The following is a 19,748-nucleotide window of genomic DNA, read 5'->3' as shown; positions in this document are numbered from 1 at the left end:
GACACAACAAGGTTATTCGTATTTGTGTCTCTAGGGCTACATTTTATGTATCTTTGACGATTTTTGTAGCCCAAGGGCGACAAACTCCGATTATCGATCTCGCTGACCGCACACGTCACCTTCCCAAACAACAACGGGCTTGCCGCTCTCGCGACAAGCCCGCTTCGCACCCCAGCCTCTGCCTCGGCACCGGCTCCGTGATCCGGACAGACGTCCTTACTTCGCCGCGCCGCCTTCGAACCACGCGGCGATCTTCATCCGCTCGTCGTCGGTCATATGCGTGACGTTGCCGAGCGGCATCGCCTTCAACGTGACCGCCTGCTGGTAAATGCGCTGCGCGTTCTGCGAAATTTCGTCGGGCGTATCCATCAGCACGCCGGCGGGCGCGCTGCCCATCATCGTCGGATGCGCGGAGTGGCAGGCCACGCAGCGCTGCTGCAGCACCGGCGCGATGTCGGCGACCTTCAGCGTCGGCGCGTTGGCGGCCTGCGCCTGCGGCACCACCGGACGCGGCATGGTCCACACGAGTGCCGTGCACATCAGCGCGACGCCGACGAGCGGCAGATACCACAACACCTGGCCGCGATGGCGCATAACGAAGAACTGACGGATCAGCGCGCCGGCCAGCATGATGACGACGAGCACCGCCCAGTTGTACGGATGCGTGTAGGTCATCGCGTAGTGGTTCGACAGCATCGCGAACACGACCGGCAGCGTGAAATACGTGTTGTGCACCGAGCGCTGCTTGCCGCGCTTACCGTAGATCGGGTTCGGCGTGTCGCCCTTCAGCATCGCGTCGACCATCTTGCGCTGGCCCGGAATGATCACGAAGAACACATTGGCCGACATGATCGTCGCGAGCATCGCGCCCATGATCAGATACGCTGCGCGGCCCGCGAAGATATGGCAGGCGAGATACGCCGCGATCAGCACATAAACGCCGACGCAGATGCCGAGAAGTTTGTCGCGTGTGCCGAGAATGCGGCACAGCGAGTCGTAGACGATCCAGCCGGCCGCGAGGAAACCGATCGCCGAGGCGACGGCGACCACCGGCCCCATGTCGAGCACGTTCCTGTCGATCAGGTAGGTGCTCGGCGAGAACAAATACAGCACGGTAAAGAGACCGAAGCCCGACAGCCAGGTCGTGTACGACGGCCATTTCGACCAGTGCAGGTCTTCGGGCATTTCGGGCGGCGCGACCGTGTACTTCTGCATGTTGTAGAAGCCGCCGCCGTGCACGTGCCACAGCTCGCCGAACACGCCGCGACGGCGCTGGTTCGGATCGCTCGGCGGCTTCAGGCTGTTGTCGAGCGCGACGAAATAGAACGATTCGCCGATCCATGCAATGGCGGCGACGACGTGGAACCAGCGAATCGCGAGGTTCAACCAGTCGGTGATAAAGCCTTCCATGAAACTCCTCCACTTCTGATTCGTTGCGCGCGCGATGACGTTCGACGTCGTCGGTCATCGCGCCGACTGCGGATAGAAGACGCAGCGCGGTTGTTATGGGTATCGCGGGGCGCTCGTGCCTGTTCGTGCCGGTTCGGACGCGGCTCGCATCCAGCAGGGCTAGCTGCCCCGATACGTGCTGTACGAAAACGGCGACACCAGCAGCGGCACGTGATAGTGCGCGTCGGCATCGGCGACGCCGAAGCGCAGCACGACGCGATCGACGAAGCGTGGTTCCGGTACCTTCGTGCCGAGCGACGCGAAGTAGTCGCCCGCGCCGAACACGAGTTCGTACTCGCCCGCGACGAGCGCGTCGCCTTCGAGCAGCGGCTCGTCGCAGCGGCCGTCGTGATTGGTGACCGTGGTTTTGAGCGCGCGGCGCGTGTCGCCCGCGAGCGCGAAGAGTTCGACCTTGATGCCTGCGCCGGGACGGCCGTTCGCGGTGTCGAGCACGTGGGTAGTGAGCTTGCCCATTCGCAATTGTCCTTGTGTGAATGCGAGGTGTCGGCGGCGGCCCGATCCATTACGTTTGCGGCGGATCGAGGCTCCACGTCAGTGGCTACATACCCGTCGGCGAATCGAAGCGAGCGCCGTGGCAGCCATTGTAGAAAGGATGCTCTGTCCCGAGCGCGAGCGATAGGAAAGATAATAGTTCGCGCATGATGGACAGCCAGACGAAAGCCGCGCCGGCTCATCGGCCGATCGTACCGGCGCCAAAAATGCACCACTATATTGGCGGTGTGAAGTTGGGTATCGCAACCGCGCGGGTTGTCAGCGGGATTTTGGCTACCGAAGGTAAGCGTTGTGCGGCGCGACCCACGCGAACCCGATGCGGTTCGCGCGAGGTGGCGGCGCGACACACCCGTGCAAAGGCAGGCCTTTGGCATGGAAAACCCCGAAGACGGCGACTCACGCTGGGTAACCGGGCCAATGGCGTTCAACGGAACGCGACGGCACGGTGGCGTGCCGCCGCATCGCGTTCGAACGGCTTTGCATGCAGGCAATCAGGCGGACAGACGAATGACGATGAATGAAGCACTGAAACAACCCGGTAAAACGATGCTTGTGAAGCACGCGGACGTGCTGGTCACGATGGATGACGAGCGGCGCGAACTGCGCGACGCCGGGCTGTATATCGAGGACAACCGGATCGTCGCGGTCGGACCGACCGCGCAACTGCCGCAATCGGCCGACCAGGTACTCGACCTGCACGGCCATCTCGTGATTCCGGGCCTCGTCAACACGCATCACCACATGTACCAGAGCCTCACGCGCGCGATTCCCGCCGCGCAGAACGCCGAGTTGTTCGGCTGGCTCACGAACCTGTACAAGGTGTGGGCGAACCTCACGCCTGACATGATCGAAGTATCGACGCTGACCGCGATGGCCGAGCTGCTGCTGTCGGGCTGCACGACGTCGAGCGACCATTTGTATATCTATCCGAACGGCAGCCGTCTCGACGACAGCATCGCGGCCGCGCGCCGAATCGGCATGCGCTTTCATGCGGCGCGCGGCAGCATGAGCGTGGGACGCAAGGACGGCGGCCTGCCGCCCGATTCGGTGGTCGAGCGCGAAGCGGACATCATGAAGGACACGCAGCGTCTGATCGAGACGTATCACGACGATGGGCGCTACTCCATGCTGCGCGTCGTCGTGGCGCCGTGCTCGCCGTTTTCGGTGAGCCGCGACCTGATGCGCGAATCGGCGGCGCTCGCGCGCCAGTACGGCGTGTCGCTGCATACGCATCTGGCGGAGAACCTCAACGACGTCGCGTACAGCCGCGAGAAGTTCGGCATGACGCCGGCCGAGTATGCGCACGATCTCGGCTGGGTCGGTCATGACGTATGGCATGCGCACTGCGTGCAACTCGACGACGCGGGCATCGCGCTGTTCGCGCGCACCGGCACCGGCGTCGCGCACTGTCCGTGCTCGAACATGCGGCTCGCGTCGGGCATCGCGCCGGTCAAGCGCATGCGGCTCGCGGGCGTGCCTGTTGGGCTCGGCGTCGACGGCTCGGCGTCGAACGACGGTGCGCAGATGGTCGCCGAAGTGCGCCAGGCGCTGCTGCTGCAGCGCGTCGGTTTTGGGCCCGATGCGATGACCGCACGCGAGGCGCTCGAAATCGCGACCCTGGGTGGTGCGCGCGTGCTCAATCGCGACGACATCGGCGCGCTCGCGCCCGGCATGGCCGCGGATTTCGTCGCGTTCGATCTGCGTGAGCCGCATTTTGCCGGCGCGCTGCACGATCCGGTGGCGGCTCTGGTATTCTGCGCGCCGTCGCAGGTCAGCTATAGCGTGATCGACGGCAAGGTGGTGGTGAAGAATGGGCAGTTGGCGACGCTCGAACTCGGGCCGGTGATCGAGCGGCATAACGCGCTCGCGCGGCAGCTTTACGAGGCGGCCGCTTGAGCTCGAGCGGAAGGGGCGGCACTCGCGCCGCGCGCAAGCCGCGAGTCGCCGATCCGTGAGCGGCGGTGCCAATGCGATCGGCGCCGCATGCGGCGTCAGGGCTTGTCGATCAACGTCCGGGTCGCCTCGCCAACCACGCCGCGCAGCCAGCGCACTTCGTCGGAGTAATGCACGCGCTCGTGCCACAGCTGGTAGTACTGCATCGGCGGGAAGTCGAGCGGCGCGGGCATCACGGTCAGCGGCAGAAACTTCGCGTAGTAGTCGGCAAAGAGGCGCGTCGTCGTGAAGATCAGATCGGATTTGATCAGCACGTACGGCGCGAGATTGAAGTAGGGCAGCGTGACGACCACATGGCGCTTGAGCCGCTCGCGCGCGAGATGCACGTCGATCGCGCCGCGCTGGCCGACCGAATACGGCGTCGGCGCGAGATGTGGCGCGTTCAGGTACTGGTCGAGCGTGAGCCCGCCGCGTTTGGCGAACGGATGCGTGTTGCTCATCAGGCACACGATCTGATCGACGAACAGGTTCGACAGATGCAACTGCTCGGGCGGCTCCGGCCAGTTGCCGACCACGATGTCGAGCTTGCCGTCCTCGAGCGCGAGTTCGTAGTCGAATGCGGGGCCGAGCGAATGGAATTCGAGCGTCGCGTTCGGTGCGGCCTTGCGGAAACGTTCGACGACCGTCGGCACGAACAGTACGTTCAGGTAGTCGGGACAGCCGATCCGGTAGCAGCGGATCGACGTGGCCGGATCGAAGTTGTGCTGCTGGAACTTGATGCGCTCGATTTCGCGCAGCGCGTTCTGCACCGGTTCGAGCAGGCGCAGACCGTACTCGGTCGGCACCATGCCGGACTTGCCGCGCACCAGCAGCGGGTCGCCGGTGATGTCGCGCAGACGGCGCAGCGCCGCGCTGATGGCGGGTTGGGACTGGTTCAGTTTGACGGCGGCGCGGGTGACGCTGCGCTCCATCAGTAGCGTGTGCAACACGCGCAGCAGGTACGTGTCGATCGCCTCGCGTTGCTGGCTCATGGATTCTCCGAATATATGTTCTGGCTGATCGAACGAGCGTGGGGGTATACGCGTTTTAATATGGACGAAAAACGGCGTCAAGGGCGACATACCCGCAGAGCTTGTAGCGGCGGGGGTTTGCGGAAATTTTGTCAACTCGACTGAGTGGGGCGAATTAGGTATTGTCATCCGGTTGTGGTGACGGATCGCCCGCCGGCGGGGCGGACCGATAGTCCGCAATCCGGCGGCAAGCAGGCGGCAAGCAGCGTCACGAACGCACTACGGAATCTCATGAGCGACACTCCACTTAGCGACGACGCGCAACTCACCGGCCAGGCGGTGCCTCGGCTCGCGCTGACGGGCATCACGAAGCAGTACCCGGCCGTGCGCGCCAACGACGATGTCACGCTCGTCGTCGCGCCCGGCGAAATCCATGCGGTGCTTGGTGAGAACGGCGCGGGCAAAAGCACGCTGATGAAGATCATCTACGGCGCGGTGCGACCCGACGCTGGCGAGATCCGTTGGGAAGGCGAGACGGTCGACATCGCGAGCCCGGCCGCTGCGCGCAAGCTCGGCGTCGGCATGGTGTTCCAGCACTTCTCGCTGTTCGAGACGCTGACGGTCGGCGAAAACATCGCGCTCGCGCTCGACGAACCGTTCGATCTGAAGACGTTGGCGAAACGCATTCGCGAGGTGTCGGCCGACTACGGGCTCGACATCGATCCGCAGCGGCATGTCCACAGCCTCACCGTCGGCGAGCGGCAGCGTGTCGAAATCGTGCGCTGCCTGCTGCAGAATCCGCGTCTGTTGATCATGGACGAACCGACCTCGGTGCTGACGCCGCAGGCGGTCCGCAAGCTCTTCACGACGCTGCGCCGGCTCGCGGCCGAGGGCTGCAGCATCCTCTACATCAGCCACAAGCTCGACGAAATCCAGGAGTTGTGCGACACCGCGACGGTGATGCGCGGCGGTCGCGTGACCGGCCATGTGACGCCGAAGAACGAGACGCATGCATCGCTCGCGCAGTTGATGGTCGGCCACTCGCTGCCGGACTACACGCGGCGCGAGCACAAGCCGGGCGCGGTGCTGCTCGATGTCAGGCAGTTGTCGGTCGCGAGCGACGATCCGTTCGGCACCTCGTTGCGCGACGTGTCGTTCAGCGTGCATGCGGGCGAGATCTTCGGCATTGCCGGTGTGTCGGGCAACGGGCAGGCGGAACTGCTCGCGGCGTTGTCCGGCGAGAAGCGCGCTGAAAAACGCAGCCTGCCGGCCGATGCGATCACGATCTGCGGCAAACCGGCCGCGCGCCTCGGCGCGGGCGCGCGGCGCGCGCTCGGCTTCGGCTTCGTGCCCGAAGAGCGGCTCGGCCGCGGCGCGGTGCCGGCGATGAGCCTCGCCGACAACGCGCTGCTCACCGCGCATCGGCAGAGCATGGTCAACTCGGGCTGGATCAAAACGGGTGTGATGCGCGCATTCGCGAAGCGCTGCATCGACGCGTTCGACGTGCGCTGCGGCGGCCCCGACGCGCTCGCGCAAAGTCTGTCGGGCGGCAATCTGCAGAAATACATCATGGGCCGCGAGATTTTGCAGGCGCCGAAGGTGCTCGTGGTCGCGCAGCCGACGTGGGGCGTCGATGTCGGCGCGTCGGCGTTCATCCGTCAGCAACTGCTCGATCTGTCGGCGCGCGGCGTCGCGATTCTGGTGATCTCGGAGGAACTGGAAGAGCTGTTCGATATCTGCGATCGCATCGCGGTGCTCGCGGGCGGCCGGCTTTCGCCGGTGCGCGCGACAGGTGCGACCAACGCCGAGGAAATCGGCCGCTGGATGGCGGGGCTGTTCGGCGACCGCGAGGGCGCGGCGCCCGCGGCGGATCAGCCGGCGCATGCATGAGGCGAGGCGTTGCCCGCCGGCCACGCCAGGACGCTAACCACGCACGCGAATGCGGACCCTGAAGAACAGAACCCGAACAAATACACGCTACCCATGACGCTTCCCTATCGACTCGAAGCCCGCACGTCGCCGTCGCGCACGATGCAGCTCGCCGTGCCGCTGATCGCCGCGTTGCTGACGCTCGCGATCGGCTTCCTGATCTTCGGCCTCGTCGGCCGCGACCCGTTGCAGGCGATGCACGGGTTTTTCATCGAGCCGCTGTCGAGCATCAACGGCTGGTCGGAGCTGCTGCTGAAGGCGTCGCCGTTGTGCCTGATCGGCCTCGGTCTCGCGATCGGCTATCGCGCGAACGTGTGGAACATCGGCGCCGAAGGGCAGATGCTGCTCGGCGGCATCGCGGCGAGCGGCGTCGCGATCTATTTCGATCAGGCGAGCGGCTGGTGGATCCTGCCGACCATGATGGCGGCCGGCGTTCTCGGCGGCATGGCGTGGGCCGCGATTCCCGCGTTTCTGAAGAGCCGCTTCAATACCAACGAGATTCTCGTGAGCCTGATGCTCACGTACGTCGCGACGCAACTGCTGATCTATCTCGTGAGCGGCCCGTGGCGCGATCCGCAGGGCATGAACTTCCCGCTGTCGGAGATGTTCAGCGGCGACGCGCTGTTTCCGACGCTGTATGGCGACTGGCACTGGAAATTTCTGCGTGGCACGCGCCTGAACGCGTCCGTGTTCCTCACGCTGATCGCGATTCCGCTCGTCTGGCTGTTCATGCGCAAGAGCTTCGCGGGCTACCGGATGAACGTCGGCGGACTTGCGCCGCTCGCCGCGCGTTACGCCGGTTTCTCCGACAAGAAGACGATCTGGACGTCGCTGCTGATTAGCGGCGGCCTCGCGGGCCTCGCCGGTATGGGCGAAATCGCCGGTCCGATCGGCCAGTTGCAGGCGACGTGGTCGCCGGGCTACGGCTTCACCGCGATCATCGTCGTGTTCGTCGGCAGGCTGCATCCGCTCGGCATCGTGCTCGCCAGTCTGCTGATGGCGTTGCTGTATCTCGGCGGCGAAGCGGTGCAGACCTCGATGCAATTGCCGCAGGCGCTCTCGGGCGTGTTCCAGGGGCTGCTGCTGTTCTGCCTGCTCGGCGCCGACCTGTTCGTGAACTACCGCGTGCGGCGCCGCTCGGCCGCAGCAGTGGCTCGTTAAGTTTGCCAATAAGCTCGCTAATCCGCTTTCAGACTCGATATGGATATCCAGCAAGCCAGCGCGCTCACGTCGAGCGCGATCACCGCGTCGATCCCGTTGATGTTCGCGGGCGCCGGCGAACTCGTCGCCGAAAAATCGGGCGTACTCAATCTTGGCGTGGAAGGGATGATGCTGATGGGCGCCGTCAGCGGCTACGCGGTCACGTCGATCACCGGCAGCCCGTGGCTCGGCGTGCTCGCCGCGATCGGCGCCGGTCTCGCGATGTCGCTGCTGTTCGCGTTCCTCACGCTGACGATGCTCGCCAACCAGGTCGCGACCGGCCTGTCGCTGACGATCTTCGGCATCGGGCTGTCCGCGTACGTCGGCAAGCCGTACACGTCGGCGGCGGTGCGCGCGACGATCGATACGTGGACGATCCCCGGCCTGTCGAACATCCCGGTGCTCGGCCCGGCGCTGTTTACCCTCACCCCGCTCGATTACCTCGCGTTCCTGATGTTCGCCGCGATCGGCTGGTTCCTCTATCGCACGCGCGCGGGACTCGTGCTGCGCTCGGTCGGCGAATCGCCGCAGGTCGCGCATTCGGTCGGCTTTCCGGTGGTCGGCGTGCGCTATGGGGCGGTCGCGTTCGGCGGCGGCATGGCGGGGCTCGCGGGCGGCTACTATTCGATCGTCAATCTGCACCTGTGGCAGGAGAATCTGACCTCGGGCCGCGGCTGGATCGCGCTCGCGCTCGTGGTGTTCGCGACGTGGCGCCCTGGGCGACTGCTGATCGGCTCGCTGCTGTTCGGCGCGGTGACGGGGCTGCAGTTCTATGCGCAGGCGATCGGTGTGCCGGTGCCGACGCAGTTCCTCGCGATGCTGCCGTACGTCGCGACGATCGTCGTGCTCGCGCTGATCTCGCGCAATCCGAACACGATTCGCCTGAATGCACCCGCGTCGCTCGGCAAGCCGTTTTTCTCGGCGGGCTGACGGCGACACAGGTTCTTTATCGATCCGCTCAAACTATTCGCTCATTACGACAGGGGAAAAAACATGAAGAGAAGAAATCTGCTGACCGCTTTCGCTTGGGGTGCGGCGTCGCTGGCGCTTGCGGCGCCGCTCGCGCAAACCGCGCAGGCCGCTGACGTGCCGGGCGTCGCGTTCGTCTATCTCGGCAATCCGGGCGATGCCGGCTGGACCTTCGCGCACGATCAGGGCTCGCGGGAAGCCGAAGCGAAGTTCGGCAACAGGATCAAGATCACGCGCGTCGAGAACGTGCCCGAATCGGCCGACTCCGAGCGCGTGTTCCGCGATCTCGCGAACAAGGGCAACAAGATCATCTTCGGCACGAGCTTCGGTTTCCAGGACTTCCAGCTCAAGGTCGCCAAGGACTTCCCGGACACCATCTTCCTGCACGCGACCGGCTACAAGAAGGCGCCGAACTTCGGCACCTACGACGTGCGCATGTACCAGGGCGCGTATCTGGCCGGCGTCGCCGCGGGCTACGTGACGAAGAGCAACACGCTCGGCTTCGTCGCGTCGGTGCCGATTCCGGAAGTGGTGCGCAACATCAACGCGTTCACGCTCGGCGCGCGCTCAGTGAATCCGAAGGTGCATACGAAGGTGATCTGGATCAACAGCTGGTTCGATCCGGGCAAGGAAAAGCAGGCCGCCGAAACGCTGATCGGCCAGGGCGCCGACGTGCTGCTGCAGAACACCGATTCGAGCGCGACGCTCGCGACCGCGTCGGAGAAGCACGTGCACGCGTTCGGCTGGGACTCGGACATGAAGAAGTTCGGTCCTGATGCGCATCTCGGCTCGGTCGTCGCGCACTGGGGCGTGTACTACAGCGCGGTGATCCAGCAGGTGCTCGACGGCAAGTGGAAGAACGATCCGGTGTGGTGGGGCATTCCGCAGAAGGCTGTCAACCTCGAGGACCTGAACACGTCGGCGATTCCGGCCGATGGGCAGAAGCAGGTTGCCGCGAAGCGCGACGAACTCGCGAACGGCAAGCGCGACGTGTTCACGGGCCCGATCAAGGATCAGTCGGGCACGGTGAAGGTGCCTGAAGGCAAGACGCTGACCGATGCGGAACTGCAGCGCCTGAACTGGTACGTGGAGGGTGTCGACGGGTCGCTGCCGAAGTAAATCGGGCGGTCCGTTGTTGAAAAAAAGCTGCGTCCAGCCCCGCCTGGACGCAGCTTTTCTGTTTGCGGCTTGCGCGTGGCAACGGGCAAGCGTGTCGTGCGGTCGCCGCTCAGTCCTCGATGCGCAGGCCGACCTTCAGCGTTACCTGCCAGTACGCAACCTTGCCGTTCTCGATCTGGCCTCGCGTTTCCGTGACCTCGAACCAGTGCAGATTGCGCAGCGTTTCCGACGCTTTGGCAATCGCGGTGGTGATCGCGTCGTCGATCGATTTCTTCGACGAACCGGTCAGTTCGATCTTCTTGTAAACGTGTTCTGACATGAGTTCCTCCTTGGTGTGCGCCGCTGGTCAGTAAAACGCTGCTCGGAAACGTGCATGGAAAAAAGTATAGGCAACGGTTCGCGCAGTCCGACGGACATATGCGTCCTCGCCAGCGCAATCGCCTGCGCGGCGGATCAGACGTCGCCGCTCGAACCATCGATACCGCACATCGCATGCCCGGTATCGCGCGACTTCAGCGCGGTGCGCGGTCGCTATCATCTGTACGCAACATAAGCCATTCAATCTGATAGCCGACGAGGTTCGAACGTGGAAACTGGTTTTTGCGGCCCCGGTCTGATGGGCGCGCCGATGATCCGGCACCTGCTGCGCGCGGGTCATAGCGTGCATGTGTGGAACCGCACGCGAGCCAAGGCCGAGGCCTTGCGGGCCGAGGCCGCGCACGTCGTCGATACGCCGCGTGAGCTGGCCGCGCGCTGCGACGCGGTGCTGCTGTGCGTAGCGGACGCGGCGGCGGTCGAGCAGATCGTGTTCGGCCCGGCGGGACTGCTCGATGGCGGCCCTGCGGCGCCGCGCCGCATGCGCTGGATCGTCGATCATTCGAGCATTGCGCCGGCCGCGACGCGCGCGCTGGCGCGACGGGTGGCTGATTTCGGCGAGGCGGGCGGGGCGGCGGACGGCGCGGGCGGGCACGGGAACCTCTCGGGATGGCGCTTCGATTGGCTGGATCGACGCGCCGGTTTCGGGCGGCGTCGCCGGCGCCACAGCGGGCACGCTCGCGATCATGGCCGGCGCCGCCGCCAGCGATCTCGCAGCGGTGCGCCCCTTGCTCGATGCCAATGCCCCCCGCGTCATGCACATGGGCGAGGTCGGCGCCGGGCAAACCGCGAAGCTCTGCAATCAGGCGATCGTCACCGCGACCGTCGCCGCGATCGCCGAAGCGGTGAGCCTCGCGCAGCGCAGCGGTATCGACGCCGCGAAGCTGCCCGAGGCGCTCGCCGGCGGCTGGGCCGATTCGGTGCTGCTGCGGACTTTCGTACCGCGCATGACGCAAAGCGGGCTCGCGCCGATCGGCGCGTTGCGCACGTTCCAGAAGGACGTCGATACGGTCGCGGCGACCGCCTGAGACCGGCACGCCGATGCCGGTCGCGTCGACGGTCCAGCAATTGCTGCGACTGGGTGCCGCGATGGGGCTCGCCGACGCGGATTTTTCGGCCTTTATCGACATTCTGCAGACGCCGCGCGGCGGCTCGAGCGGGTGACGCGGGCCGCGCCGGAACAACTGTCGGGTTGAAATCTCCAAACCTGCTAAAATGTTAGGTTTTTCGCCGATATCACATTCAAAGGGACGCGCTGTGCTGTCTACTGCCAATATCACCATGCAATTCGGGCCGAAGCCCCTCTTCGAGAACATTTCGGTCAAATTTGGGGGAGGGAATCGCTATGGCTTGATCGGTGCGAACGGCTGCGGTAAGTCCACCTTCATGAAGATTCTCGGTTCGGATCTCGAGCCCAGCTCGGGCAACGTGATGCTCGAGCCGAACGTGCGTCTGGGCAAGCTGCGCCAGGACCAGTTCGCGTACGAAGACGTGCGCGTGCTCGACGTCGTGATGATGGGCCATGCCGAAATGTGGGCCGCGATGACCGAGCGCGACGCGATCTACGCGAACCCCGACGCGACCGACGACGACTACATGCACGCGGCCGAACTCGAAGCGAAGTTCGCCGAGTACGACGGCTACACGGCCGAGGCGCGCGCGGGCGAACTGCTGCTCGGCATCGGCATCGCGATCGAAGACCACAACGGCCCGATGAGCAACGTGGCGCCTGGCTGGAAGCTGCGCGTGCTGCTCGCGCAGGCGCTGTTCTCGAAGCCGGACGTGCTGCTGCTGGATGAGCCGACCAACAACCTCGACATCAACTCGATCCGTTGGCTGGAAGATGTTCTCAACCAGTACAACTCGACGATGATCATCATCTCGCACGACCGGCACTTCCTGAACCAGGTCTGCACGCACATGGCCGACATGGACTACGGCACGCTGAAGGTCTATCCGGGCAACTACGACGACTACATGCTCGCCAGCACGCAGGCGCGCGAGCGTCAGCAGACCGCCAACGCGAAGGCGAAGGAGCGCGTGGCCGATCTGCAGGACTTCGTGCGCCGCTTCTCGGCGAACAAGTCGAAGGCGCGCCAGGCCACCAGCCGTCTGAAGATGATCGACAAGATCAAGATCGAGGAATTCAAGCCGTCGTCGCGGCAGAACCCGTTCATCCGCTTCGAGTTCGAGAAGAAGCTGCACAACATCGCGGTGGTCGCCGACAGCATCTCCAAGAAATACGAGCGCTCGATCTTCAATAACTTCAGCATCAGCGTGCAGCCGGGCGAGCGCATCGCGATCATCGGCGAGAACGGCGCGGGCAAGACCACGCTGCTGCGCTCGTTGCTCGGCAATCTGCAACTCGACCACGGCACGGTGAAGTGGGCGGAAAACGCCAACGTCGGCTACATGCCGCAGGACACGTACGAAGAGTTTCCGAGCGACGTCACGCTGATGGACTGGATCGACCAGTACCGCAAGGAAGGCGACGACGAGCAGATGGTGCGCGGCACGCTCGGCCGGCTGCTGTTCAATGCGGACGACATTCGCAAGTCGGTCAAGGTGCTGTCGGGCGGCGAGAAGGGCCGCATGATCTGGGGCAAGCTGATGCTGGGCCGCCACAACGTGCTGCTGATGGACGAGCCGACCAACCACATGGATATGGAGTCGATCGAGTCGCTGCAGATCGCGCTCGACAAGTTCGACGGCACGCTGATTTTCGTCTCCCACGACCGCGAGTTCGTGAGCGGCCTCGCGAACCGGATCATCGAAGTGAAGACCAATGGCACGCTGAACGACTTCGGTGGCAACTACGAGGACTTCCTGACGAGTCAGGGCGTGCAGTAAGCGTTTCGATTCACGCTGATCGAATCGCGTCGCAGCAAAAAGCCCGCTTCGTCGAAGCGGGCTTTTTTTTATGGTCGCGTCAACGTGCGATGCGCGCAACGAACACGCTCACACCTTGTCGTTCTGAAACCGCATCGCCGTGCCTTCCCGTTCGATCCGGGCCCAGATCGCGCGCTTTTCCTCGTCGCTCAGAAACACCCAGTTCGACACCTCGCTGGCGGTGCGGCCGCAGCCTTTACAGACCTCGTCGAAGAGCGTGGAGCAGACGCCGATGCACGGGCTGTCGGGAAGATCGTGGAGATTCGAAGTCATCGGAAACCTTGAGGCGGGGAGGCGAAGTCCCGCTATGTTAACCGATGCGCGCCGTGCGCCTTGCGTGCGCCGCTCAGCGTCGTGCGAACTTCATGTCAATTGCGCTGACCTTTGCGTCTGCGATCACGCCGAAGTCGCCAGTTGCCACATCAGCGCGCCATTGAGCGCAATGATGAACGCCGCCGACAGCCACGACAGCACGAGCGGCACGCCGTGCACGCGCCAGCCGCGCATCAGCGCCGCATCGGAAGCGCAGCGGATCAGCGGCACGACCGCGAGCGGCAATTGCAAGCTCAGCACGACCTGGCTCGCGACCAGCAACTGATTCGAGCCATGCTGGCCGAACACGCCCACCGCGAGCAGGGCCGGCCCGATCGCGAGCGCACGCGTGAGCAGCGCGCGTTTCCAGCGCGGTAACCGCAGCCGCAGGAAGCCCTCCATCACCGTCTGACCGGCCAGCGTGCCGGTGACGGTCGCGCTGAGTCCGCACGCGAGCAGCGCCGTCGCGAACAGGATGCCGGCCCAGCGGCTGCCGACGAGCGGCGCGATCAGCCGATGCGCATCGGCCAAATCGGTCACGTCGCGATGGCCGCTGGCATAGAACACGGCGGCCGCGACGATCAGCAGCGCCGCGTTGATCACGAACGCGAACGCAAGCGACCCAAAGGTATCGAGATTGACGACGTGCAGCGCGGCCTTGATCTGCGCGTCGCTGCTGTCGGGCGCGTGATGCTTGACCAGCGCCGAATGCAGATACAGGTTGTGCGGCATGACCGTCGCGCCGACGATGCCGGCCGCTAGCCACAGCATGCCCGCGCTCCTGATCAGCTCCAGGCTCGGCGCGGTGCCGGCGAGCGCCGCGTGCCAGTCGGGTCGCGCGAGCGCGAGCTGCACGACGAAGCACAGGCCGACGAAGCCGATCAGCGCGGCGATCACCGCCTCCAGCCTGCGGCCGCCTTTCTGCTGGAGCGCGAGCAGCGCGAAGGTGCAGACCGCCGACATCAGCACGCCGACCGTCAGCGACACGCCGAGCAGCAGTTGCAGCGCGACCGCGCTGCCGACCACCTCGGCGACATCGCAGGCGATGATCGCGACCTCGCTCGTCAGCCACAGGAACAGCGTCGCGCGCCGGCCATTGCGCTCGCGGCACAATTGCGCGAGGTCGCGCCCGGTCACGACGCCGAGGCGCGACGACAGCCATTGCATCAGCATCCCCATCAGGCTCGACAGCAGCACGATGCCGAGCAGGCGGTAGCCGTAGCCCGCGCCGGCGCCGAGCGCGGTCGCCCAGTTGCCGGGATCGATATAGCCGACCGCGATCAGCGCGCCGGCGCCGAGGAACGAGAACCAGTGCGCCGGACGCGTCGGCTCGACCGGCAGACGTCGGCGCCGGTTGGGACGCGTCGCGAAAGGATTGGTGTTCATCGTGCCAGAGCTTCTGGGAAACGCATCCTGTTGAAAGTCACATGCCCATCGCACGCGCGCAGCGGCTGGCCGGCCATCGCACGACGACGTCGCGCAATACGCATCAAAAGATCATGATAGGAGCATTCGAGCCGTCGTGGCGGCGCCGCGGCGCATGAAAGGCGCGCCGGACGCCGACGCGGCTCTGAACCGGCGAGCACCGTCCGGCACTCGCGCGGGCCAGGGCGGCGCGCCACCCAGGTGCGAGCCAACGCCGACCTGACAACCAGATGACAGCGACTCGACGAAACCCCGCAGCCGGTGCCCGGCGCGGATAAAGCGCGACCGACGCCCGCGTATTTTTCGGTAGACAGGCGCCGATAACCCGTTAAAATTGCGCCCATTTTGCAAGGGTGCGGCCAGAGCCTGTACCGTTTGCGCGACAGCTCCGGGTTTTTTTTTGTGCGGGCAATAATTGGTGGTAGTTTTCGGGGTTTTCAGGGGACCGTGCGGGTGACGGCGCGGCTTGAGTGACGAGAGGATCGGAGAACGGGATGAACAAGCGGATAGTGGGGCATATGGCGGCGCTGATCTTGTGCGCGGCGCCGTGGTTGACGGCCGCTGCGAAGGATACGCAGCTCAACGTGTATAACTGGTCCGACTACATCGCGAAGGACACGATCCCGAACTTCACCAAACAGACCGGCGTCCAGGTCAAGTACGACAACTACGACAGCGACGACACGCTGCAGGCGAAGCTGCTCACCGGCAATTCGGGCTACGACATCGTCGTGCCGACCAGCAACTACGCGGGCAAGCAGATCGCCGCGGGCATCTTCGAGCCGCTCGACAAATCGAAGCTGCCGAACCTGAAGTACCTCGACCCGTCGCTGATGGCGCTCGTCGCCGGCGCGGATCCGGGCAACAAGTACGTGGTGCCCTGGGCGTACGGCACGACCGGCCTCGGCTACAACGTGACGAAGGTCCAGCAGATCCTCGGCAAGGACGCGCCGCTCGATAGCTGGGACATCCTGTTCAAGCCGGAAAACATCTCGAAGCTCAAGGCCTGCGGCGTGTCGGTGCTCGACGCGCCGGACCAGATGTTCGCAGCCGCGCTGCACTACATGGGCAAAGACCCGATGAGCACGAACCCGGCCGACTACCGCGCCGCGCTCGCGATGCTGAAAAAGATCCGCCCGTACATCACGCAGTTCAACTCGTCGGGCTACATCAACGACCTCGTCGGCGGCGACATCTGCTTCGCGTATGGCTGGTCGGGCGACGTCGTGATCGCCAAGCATCGCGCGATCGAGGCGAAGAAGCCGTACAAGATCGAGTACTTCGTGCCGAAGGGCGGCGCGCCGGTGTGGTTCGACGTGATGGCGATTCCGAAGGACGCGAAGCACAAGGAAGCCGCGCTCGAGTGGATCAACTACATCGAGACGCCGCAGGTGCACGCTGCGATCACCAACGCCGTGTACTACCCGAGCGTCAATATGGAAGCGCGCAAGTACGTGGACAAGGACGTCGCGAACGATCCGGCCGTGTACCCGTTGCCGGAAACCATCAAGACGCTGTTCCTGTTGAAGCCGCTACCGCAGGAAATCCAGCGGCTGCAAACGCGGCTGTGGACCGAGTTCAAGTCCGGCCGCTAAGCGGGGCAACAAACAGATAAGAAGCCTATGAAGCCCTCGGTGTTCACCGGGGGCTTTGTTCGTCAAACGCCGGAGTGAAGCAGCATTATGATGAGTAGTGACCAGCCGGGCGCGCTGGCCGGGACGGCGGCCGTGCCGTCGACAGGCTCGAAAGCCGTTACGGGCGACGCAACGGAGCAGTTCATCCAGATCGTCGATGTCGTGAAGAAGTTCGGCGAAACCGTCGCGGTCAAAGGGGTCAATCTGACGGTGAAGAAGGGCGAGCTGTTCGCGCTGCTCGGCAGCTCGGGCTGCGGCAAGTCGACCCTCCTGCGCATGATGGCCGGGCTCGAAACCGTGACGTCGGGCAAGATCCTGATCGATGGCGAAGATCTCGCACAACTGCCGCCGTATCGCCGGCCGGTCAACATGATGTTCCAGTCGTACGCGCTCTTTCCGCACATGACGGTCGAGGCGAACGTGGCGTTCGGTCTGAAGCAGGAAGGCGTGCCGAAGGCCGAGCTGAAAGACCGCCTGCACAACGCGCTCGAACTCGTGCAGATGGGCCGCTTCGCGAAGCGCAAGCCGCATCAGCTATCGGGCGGCCAGCAGCAGCGCGTTGCGCTCGCGCGCTCGCTCGTCAAGCGGCCGAAGCTGCTGCTACTCGACGAGCCGATGTCGGCGCTCGACAAGCAGATCCGCCAGCGCACGCAGATCGAGCTCGTCAACATTCTCGACCAGGTCGGCGTCACCTGCATGATGGTCACGCACGATCAGGAGGAAGCGATGACGATGGCCAACCGCCTCGCCGTGATGAGCGAAGGCCAGATCGTGCAGCTCGGCACGCCGCATGAAGTCTACGAGTACCCGAACAGCCGTTTCTCGGCGGAATTCATCGGCTCGACCAATCTGTTCGAAGGCCATACGGTCGAGGACGAACCCGATCACGTGTTCATCGAAACGCCGGATCTGACGTGCCATTTGCACGTCAATCACGGCATCACCGGTCCGCTAGGCATGCCGGTGACGATCTCGGTGCGGCCCGAACGCATCGCCCTCACGCGTAAGCCGCCGGAGGGCGCCTACAACTGGGGCAGGGGCGTCGTCACGAATATTGCGTACATGGGCGGCTATTCGCTGTATCACGTGAAGCTCGACGGCGGCAAGACCGTGATCGCGAACGTGACGAGCCTGGCGCTCACCGAAATCGATCCGCCGACCTGGGGCGACGAAGTCTACGTGCGCTGGAGCGCATCGGCCGGCGTGGTGCTGACGTCATGAAAGAGGCGCTTTCGTCTTTTTTCGCGTGGCCCGCGCGGCGTCTGAAGTTCAGGGGACGCACCGCGGTGGTGGCGGGGCCGTTCATCTGGCTGCTGCTGTTTTTCCTCGTGCCGTTCCTGCTGGTCGTGAAGATCAGCTTCGCCGATTCGCAGCTCGGCATTCCGCCGTACACGCAGCTCGTCACCTTCGCGGAAGGCGCGCTGCACATCACGCTCGATCTGTCGCACTACGCGTTTCTGTTGACCGACAGCCTGTACTTCGCGACCTATGTGAATTCGGTCGTGGTCGCGGCGATTTCGACCGTGCTGTGTCTGCTGATCGGCTATCCGATGGCGTACTACATCGCGCGCTCCAATCCGGCCACCCGCAATCTGCTGATGATGGCCGTGATGCTGCCATTCTGGACCTCGTTCCTGATCCGCGTGTACGCATGGATCGGCATTCTGAAGAACAACGGGCTGCTGAATAACTTCCTGATGTCGCTCGGTCTGATCCATTCGCCGATCGAGCTGTATCACACGAACACGGCGGTCTATATCGGCATGGTCTATTCGTACCTGCCGTTTCTCGTGATGCCGCTGTACGCGCATCTCGTGAAAATGGACCTGACCTTGCTGGAAGCCGCCTACGACCTCGGCGCGAAGCCGTGGAAGGCGTTCTGGCAGATCACGCTGCCGCTGTCGAAGAACGGCATCATCGCGGGCTGTCTGCTGGTGTTCATTCCGGCGGTCGGCGAGTACGTGATTCCCGAGTTGCTCGGCGGCGCGAACACGCTGATGATCGGCCGCGTGATGTGGAATGAGTTCTTCGACAACGCCGACTGGCCGATGGCGTCCGCCGTCACATGCGCGATGGTGTTGCTGCTGCTGGTGCCGATGGCGCTGTTCCAGCATGCCCAGGCGAAGGCATTGGAGGAGGGCCGCCAATGAAGCCGAATCGCATGCTGCAGTTGATCGCTCTGGGCATCGGCTTTCTGTTTCTGTATATCCCGATCGTCAGCCTCGTCGTGTATTCGTTCAACGAATCGCAACTGGTGACGGTGTGGACGCGCTTCTCGACGCGCTGGTACGCGGCGCTGTTGCAGGACGGCGAGCTGATCACGTCGGCGTGGCTGTCGCTGCGTATCGGCCTGCTGACGGCGTTCGCGTCGGTGATCATCGGTACGTGGGCCGGCTTCGTGCTCGCGCGCATGGGGCGCTTTCGCGGCTTCACGCTGTACACCGGCATGATCAACGCGCCGCTGGTGATCCCCGAAGTGATTCAGGGCATCTCGCTGTTGCTGCTGTTCATCGAAATGGCGCGCTGGATCGGCTGGCCGGCCGAACGCGGCATCTTCACGATCTGGATCGGTCACGTGATGCTGTGCATTTCGTACGTCGCGATCATCGTGCAATCGCGCGTGCGCGAACTGCATCCGTCGCTCGAGGAAGCCGCGCTCGACCTCGGCGCGACACCGCTGCGCGTGTTCTTCTTCGTCACGCTGCCGCTGATCTCACAGGCGCTGGTGTCGGGCTGGCTGCTGTCGTTCACGCTGTCTATCGACGACGTGGTGCTGTCCGCGTTCCTGTCGGGTCCCGGTTCGACGACCTTGCCGCTCGTCGTGTTCTCGCGCGTGCGACTTGGTCTGAACCCGGAGATGAATGCGCTCGCGACGCTGTTCATCGCGGTCGTCACGGTCGGCGTCGTCGCGGCGAACTTCTTCATGCAGCGCGCGGAGCGCAAGCGGGTCATGATGGCGGTTTGAGCTTGCGCGACGCGCGGACATCGCGCGCGACGCGTGATCGAACTGGAAATCGCGGCCCTCACTTCT

At 64.4% G+C, this 19,748-nt stretch carries 16 protein-coding genes and 1 pseudogene; 11 read left to right on the top strand and 6 right to left on the bottom strand.

Annotated features, from left to right (window positions below):
• Window positions 1-216 precede the first annotated feature (216 nt).
• Both OKW41_RS32595 and uraH read right to left on the bottom strand, forming a co-directional pair.
• The gene (locus tag OKW41_RS32595; RefSeq protein ID WP_429575196.1) at window positions 217-1,410 is read right to left on the bottom strand and encodes a urate hydroxylase PuuD; all 1,194 of its coding nucleotides are present in this window, start codon (window positions 1,408-1,410) and stop codon (window positions 217-219) included.
• 159 nt (window positions 1,411-1,569) lie between these two features.
• Complete coding sequence (gene uraH, locus OKW41_RS32590; RefSeq protein ID WP_018417696.1) at window positions 1,570-1,923, bottom strand: hydroxyisourate hydrolase; 354 nt, start codon at window positions 1,921-1,923, stop codon at window positions 1,570-1,572.
• Window positions 1,924-2,469: 546 nt separating this feature from the next.
• On the opposite strand from uraH, the gene OKW41_RS32585 reads away from it, so the two are divergent.
• Window positions 2,470-3,858 carry an 8-oxoguanine deaminase gene (locus OKW41_RS32585; protein ID WP_429575195.1) on the top strand — a complete coding sequence of 463 codons (1,389 nt, stop codon included), beginning with the start codon at window positions 2,470-2,472 and terminating at the stop codon, window positions 3,856-3,858.
• A 95-nt stretch (window positions 3,859-3,953) separates the two neighbouring features.
• On the opposite strand, the gene OKW41_RS32580 is transcribed toward OKW41_RS32585, so the two are convergent.
• A complete protein-coding gene (locus OKW41_RS32580) occupies window positions 3,954-4,886 on the bottom strand; it encodes a LysR substrate-binding domain-containing protein (protein WP_429450233.1) in 933 nt (310 codons plus the stop codon).
• A 270-nt stretch (window positions 4,887-5,156) separates the two neighbouring features.
• Between OKW41_RS32580 and OKW41_RS32575 the strand changes: the two genes are divergently transcribed.
• The 4 genes from OKW41_RS32575 (at window position 5,157) to OKW41_RS32560 (ending at window position 10,082) form a co-directional block, all read left to right on the top strand.
• A complete protein-coding gene (locus OKW41_RS32575) occupies window positions 5,157-6,755 on the top strand; it encodes an ABC transporter ATP-binding protein (protein ID WP_429575194.1) in 1,599 nt (532 codons plus the stop codon).
• Between the two features lie 93 nt (window positions 6,756-6,848).
• Window positions 6,849-7,955: an ABC transporter permease gene (locus OKW41_RS32570; protein ID WP_429576521.1), complete on the top strand. Its 1,107-nt coding sequence runs from the start codon at window positions 6,849-6,851 to the stop codon at window positions 7,953-7,955.
• A gap of 39 nt (window positions 7,956-7,994) precedes the next feature.
• Window positions 7,995-8,924: an ABC transporter permease gene (locus OKW41_RS32565; RefSeq protein WP_090800507.1), complete on the top strand. Its 930-nt coding sequence runs from the start codon at window positions 7,995-7,997 to the stop codon at window positions 8,922-8,924.
• A gap of 63 nt (window positions 8,925-8,987) precedes the next feature.
• Window positions 8,988-10,082 carry a BMP family ABC transporter substrate-binding protein gene (locus OKW41_RS32560; protein WP_429575193.1) on the top strand — a complete coding sequence of 365 codons (1,095 nt, stop codon included), beginning with the start codon at window positions 8,988-8,990 and terminating at the stop codon, window positions 10,080-10,082.
• Between the two features lie 109 nt (window positions 10,083-10,191).
• Here OKW41_RS32560 and OKW41_RS32555 read toward each other — a convergent pair whose 3' ends face one another.
• The gene (locus tag OKW41_RS32555; protein ID WP_018435559.1) at window positions 10,192-10,401 is read right to left on the bottom strand and encodes a dodecin; all 210 of its coding nucleotides are present in this window, start codon (window positions 10,399-10,401) and stop codon (window positions 10,192-10,194) included.
• A gap of 297 nt (window positions 10,402-10,698) precedes the next feature.
• Here OKW41_RS32555 and OKW41_RS32550 point away from each other — a divergent pair.
• A pseudogene (locus OKW41_RS32550) lies at window positions 10,699-11,621 on the top strand (NAD(P)-dependent oxidoreductase).
• 93 nt (window positions 11,622-11,714) lie between these two features.
• Window positions 11,715-13,307 carry an ABC-F family ATPase gene (locus OKW41_RS32545; RefSeq protein ID WP_429575192.1) on the top strand — a complete coding sequence of 531 codons (1,593 nt, stop codon included), beginning with the start codon at window positions 11,715-11,717 and terminating at the stop codon, window positions 13,305-13,307.
• Between the two features lie 108 nt (window positions 13,308-13,415).
• Here OKW41_RS32545 and OKW41_RS32540 read toward each other — a convergent pair whose 3' ends face one another.
• Together OKW41_RS32540 and OKW41_RS32535 are read right to left on the bottom strand one after the other, a co-directional pair.
• Window positions 13,416-13,619 (bottom strand): DUF1289 domain-containing protein, encoded by a 204-nt coding sequence (locus OKW41_RS32540; protein WP_429450227.1) that lies wholly within the window; start codon window positions 13,617-13,619, stop codon window positions 13,416-13,418.
• Window positions 13,620-13,742: 123 nt separating this feature from the next.
• Entirely contained in the window at window positions 13,743-15,044 is a 1,302-nt protein-coding gene (locus tag OKW41_RS32535; protein WP_429575191.1) for an Nramp family divalent metal transporter, read from the bottom strand.
• Between the two features lie 533 nt (window positions 15,045-15,577).
• Here OKW41_RS32535 and OKW41_RS32530 point away from each other — a divergent pair.
• The 4 genes from OKW41_RS32530 to OKW41_RS32515 all read left to right on the top strand — a co-directional run bounded on the left by OKW41_RS32530 (window position 15,578) and on the right by OKW41_RS32515 (window position 19,682).
• Window positions 15,578-16,678: a polyamine ABC transporter substrate-binding protein gene (locus tag OKW41_RS32530; protein ID WP_429575190.1), complete on the top strand. Its 1,101-nt coding sequence runs from the start codon at window positions 15,578-15,580 to the stop codon at window positions 16,676-16,678.
• Between the two features lie 90 nt (window positions 16,679-16,768).
• The gene (locus OKW41_RS32525) at window positions 16,769-17,938 is read left to right on the top strand and encodes an ABC transporter ATP-binding protein (protein ID WP_429575189.1); all 1,170 of its coding nucleotides are present in this window, start codon (window positions 16,769-16,771) and stop codon (window positions 17,936-17,938) included.
• Window positions 17,935-18,867 (top strand): ABC transporter permease subunit, encoded by a 933-nt coding sequence (locus OKW41_RS32520; protein ID WP_429450220.1) that lies wholly within the window; start codon window positions 17,935-17,937, stop codon window positions 18,865-18,867. Before OKW41_RS32525 ends, OKW41_RS32520 begins: the two co-directional genes overlap by 4 nt.
• The gene (locus OKW41_RS32515) at window positions 18,864-19,682 is read left to right on the top strand and encodes an ABC transporter permease subunit (protein WP_018417711.1); all 819 of its coding nucleotides are present in this window, start codon (window positions 18,864-18,866) and stop codon (window positions 19,680-19,682) included. The genes OKW41_RS32520 and OKW41_RS32515 overlap by 4 nt, the downstream gene beginning before the upstream one ends.
• The last annotated feature ends 66 nt before the right edge of the window (window positions 19,683-19,748 follow it).

Origin of the sequence: Paraburkholderia sp. UCT70, from assembly GCF_050434085.1 — a bacterium.
GTDB lineage: Bacteria > Pseudomonadota > Gammaproteobacteria > Burkholderiales > Burkholderiaceae > Paraburkholderia > Paraburkholderia tuberum.
This window is presented reverse-complemented; position numbering and strand designations above follow the sequence as displayed.

Bases quoted from the DNA above. Each gene is read 5' to 3' on its own strand.
- OKW41_RS32595 (WP_429575196.1), bottom strand. From the start codon at position 1,410: ATGGAAGGCTTTATCACCGACTGGTTGAACCTCGCGATTCGCTGGTTC.
- uraH (WP_018417696.1), bottom strand. From the start codon at position 1,923: ATGGGCAAGCTCACTACCCACGTGCTCGACACCGCGAACGGCCGTCCC.
- OKW41_RS32585 (WP_429575195.1), top strand. From the start codon at position 2,470: ATGACGATGAATGAAGCACTGAAACAACCCGGTAAAACGATGCTTGTG.
- OKW41_RS32580 (WP_429450233.1), bottom strand. From the start codon at position 4,886: ATGAGCCAGCAACGCGAGGCGATCGACACGTACCTGCTGCGCGTGTTG.
- OKW41_RS32575 (WP_429575194.1), top strand. From the start codon at position 5,157: ATGAGCGACACTCCACTTAGCGACGACGCGCAACTCACCGGCCAGGCG.
- OKW41_RS32570 (WP_429576521.1), top strand. From the start codon at position 6,849: ATGACGCTTCCCTATCGACTCGAAGCCCGCACGTCGCCGTCGCGCACG.
- OKW41_RS32565 (WP_090800507.1), top strand. From the start codon at position 7,995: ATGGATATCCAGCAAGCCAGCGCGCTCACGTCGAGCGCGATCACCGCG.
- OKW41_RS32560 (WP_429575193.1), top strand. From the start codon at position 8,988: ATGAAGAGAAGAAATCTGCTGACCGCTTTCGCTTGGGGTGCGGCGTCG.
- OKW41_RS32555 (WP_018435559.1), bottom strand. From the start codon at position 10,401: ATGTCAGAACACGTTTACAAGAAGATCGAACTGACCGGTTCGTCGAAG.
- OKW41_RS32540 (WP_429450227.1), bottom strand. From the start codon at position 13,619: ATGACTTCGAATCTCCACGATCTTCCCGACAGCCCGTGCATCGGCGTC.
- OKW41_RS32535 (WP_429575191.1), bottom strand. From the start codon at position 15,044: ATGAACACCAATCCTTTCGCGACGCGTCCCAACCGGCGCCGACGTCTG.
- OKW41_RS32530 (WP_429575190.1), top strand. From the start codon at position 15,578: ATGAACAAGCGGATAGTGGGGCATATGGCGGCGCTGATCTTGTGCGCG.
- OKW41_RS32525 (WP_429575189.1), top strand. From the start codon at position 16,769: ATGAGTAGTGACCAGCCGGGCGCGCTGGCCGGGACGGCGGCCGTGCCG.
- OKW41_RS32520 (WP_429450220.1), top strand. From the start codon at position 17,935: ATGAAAGAGGCGCTTTCGTCTTTTTTCGCGTGGCCCGCGCGGCGTCTG.
- OKW41_RS32515 (WP_018417711.1), top strand. From the start codon at position 18,864: ATGAAGCCGAATCGCATGCTGCAGTTGATCGCTCTGGGCATCGGCTTT.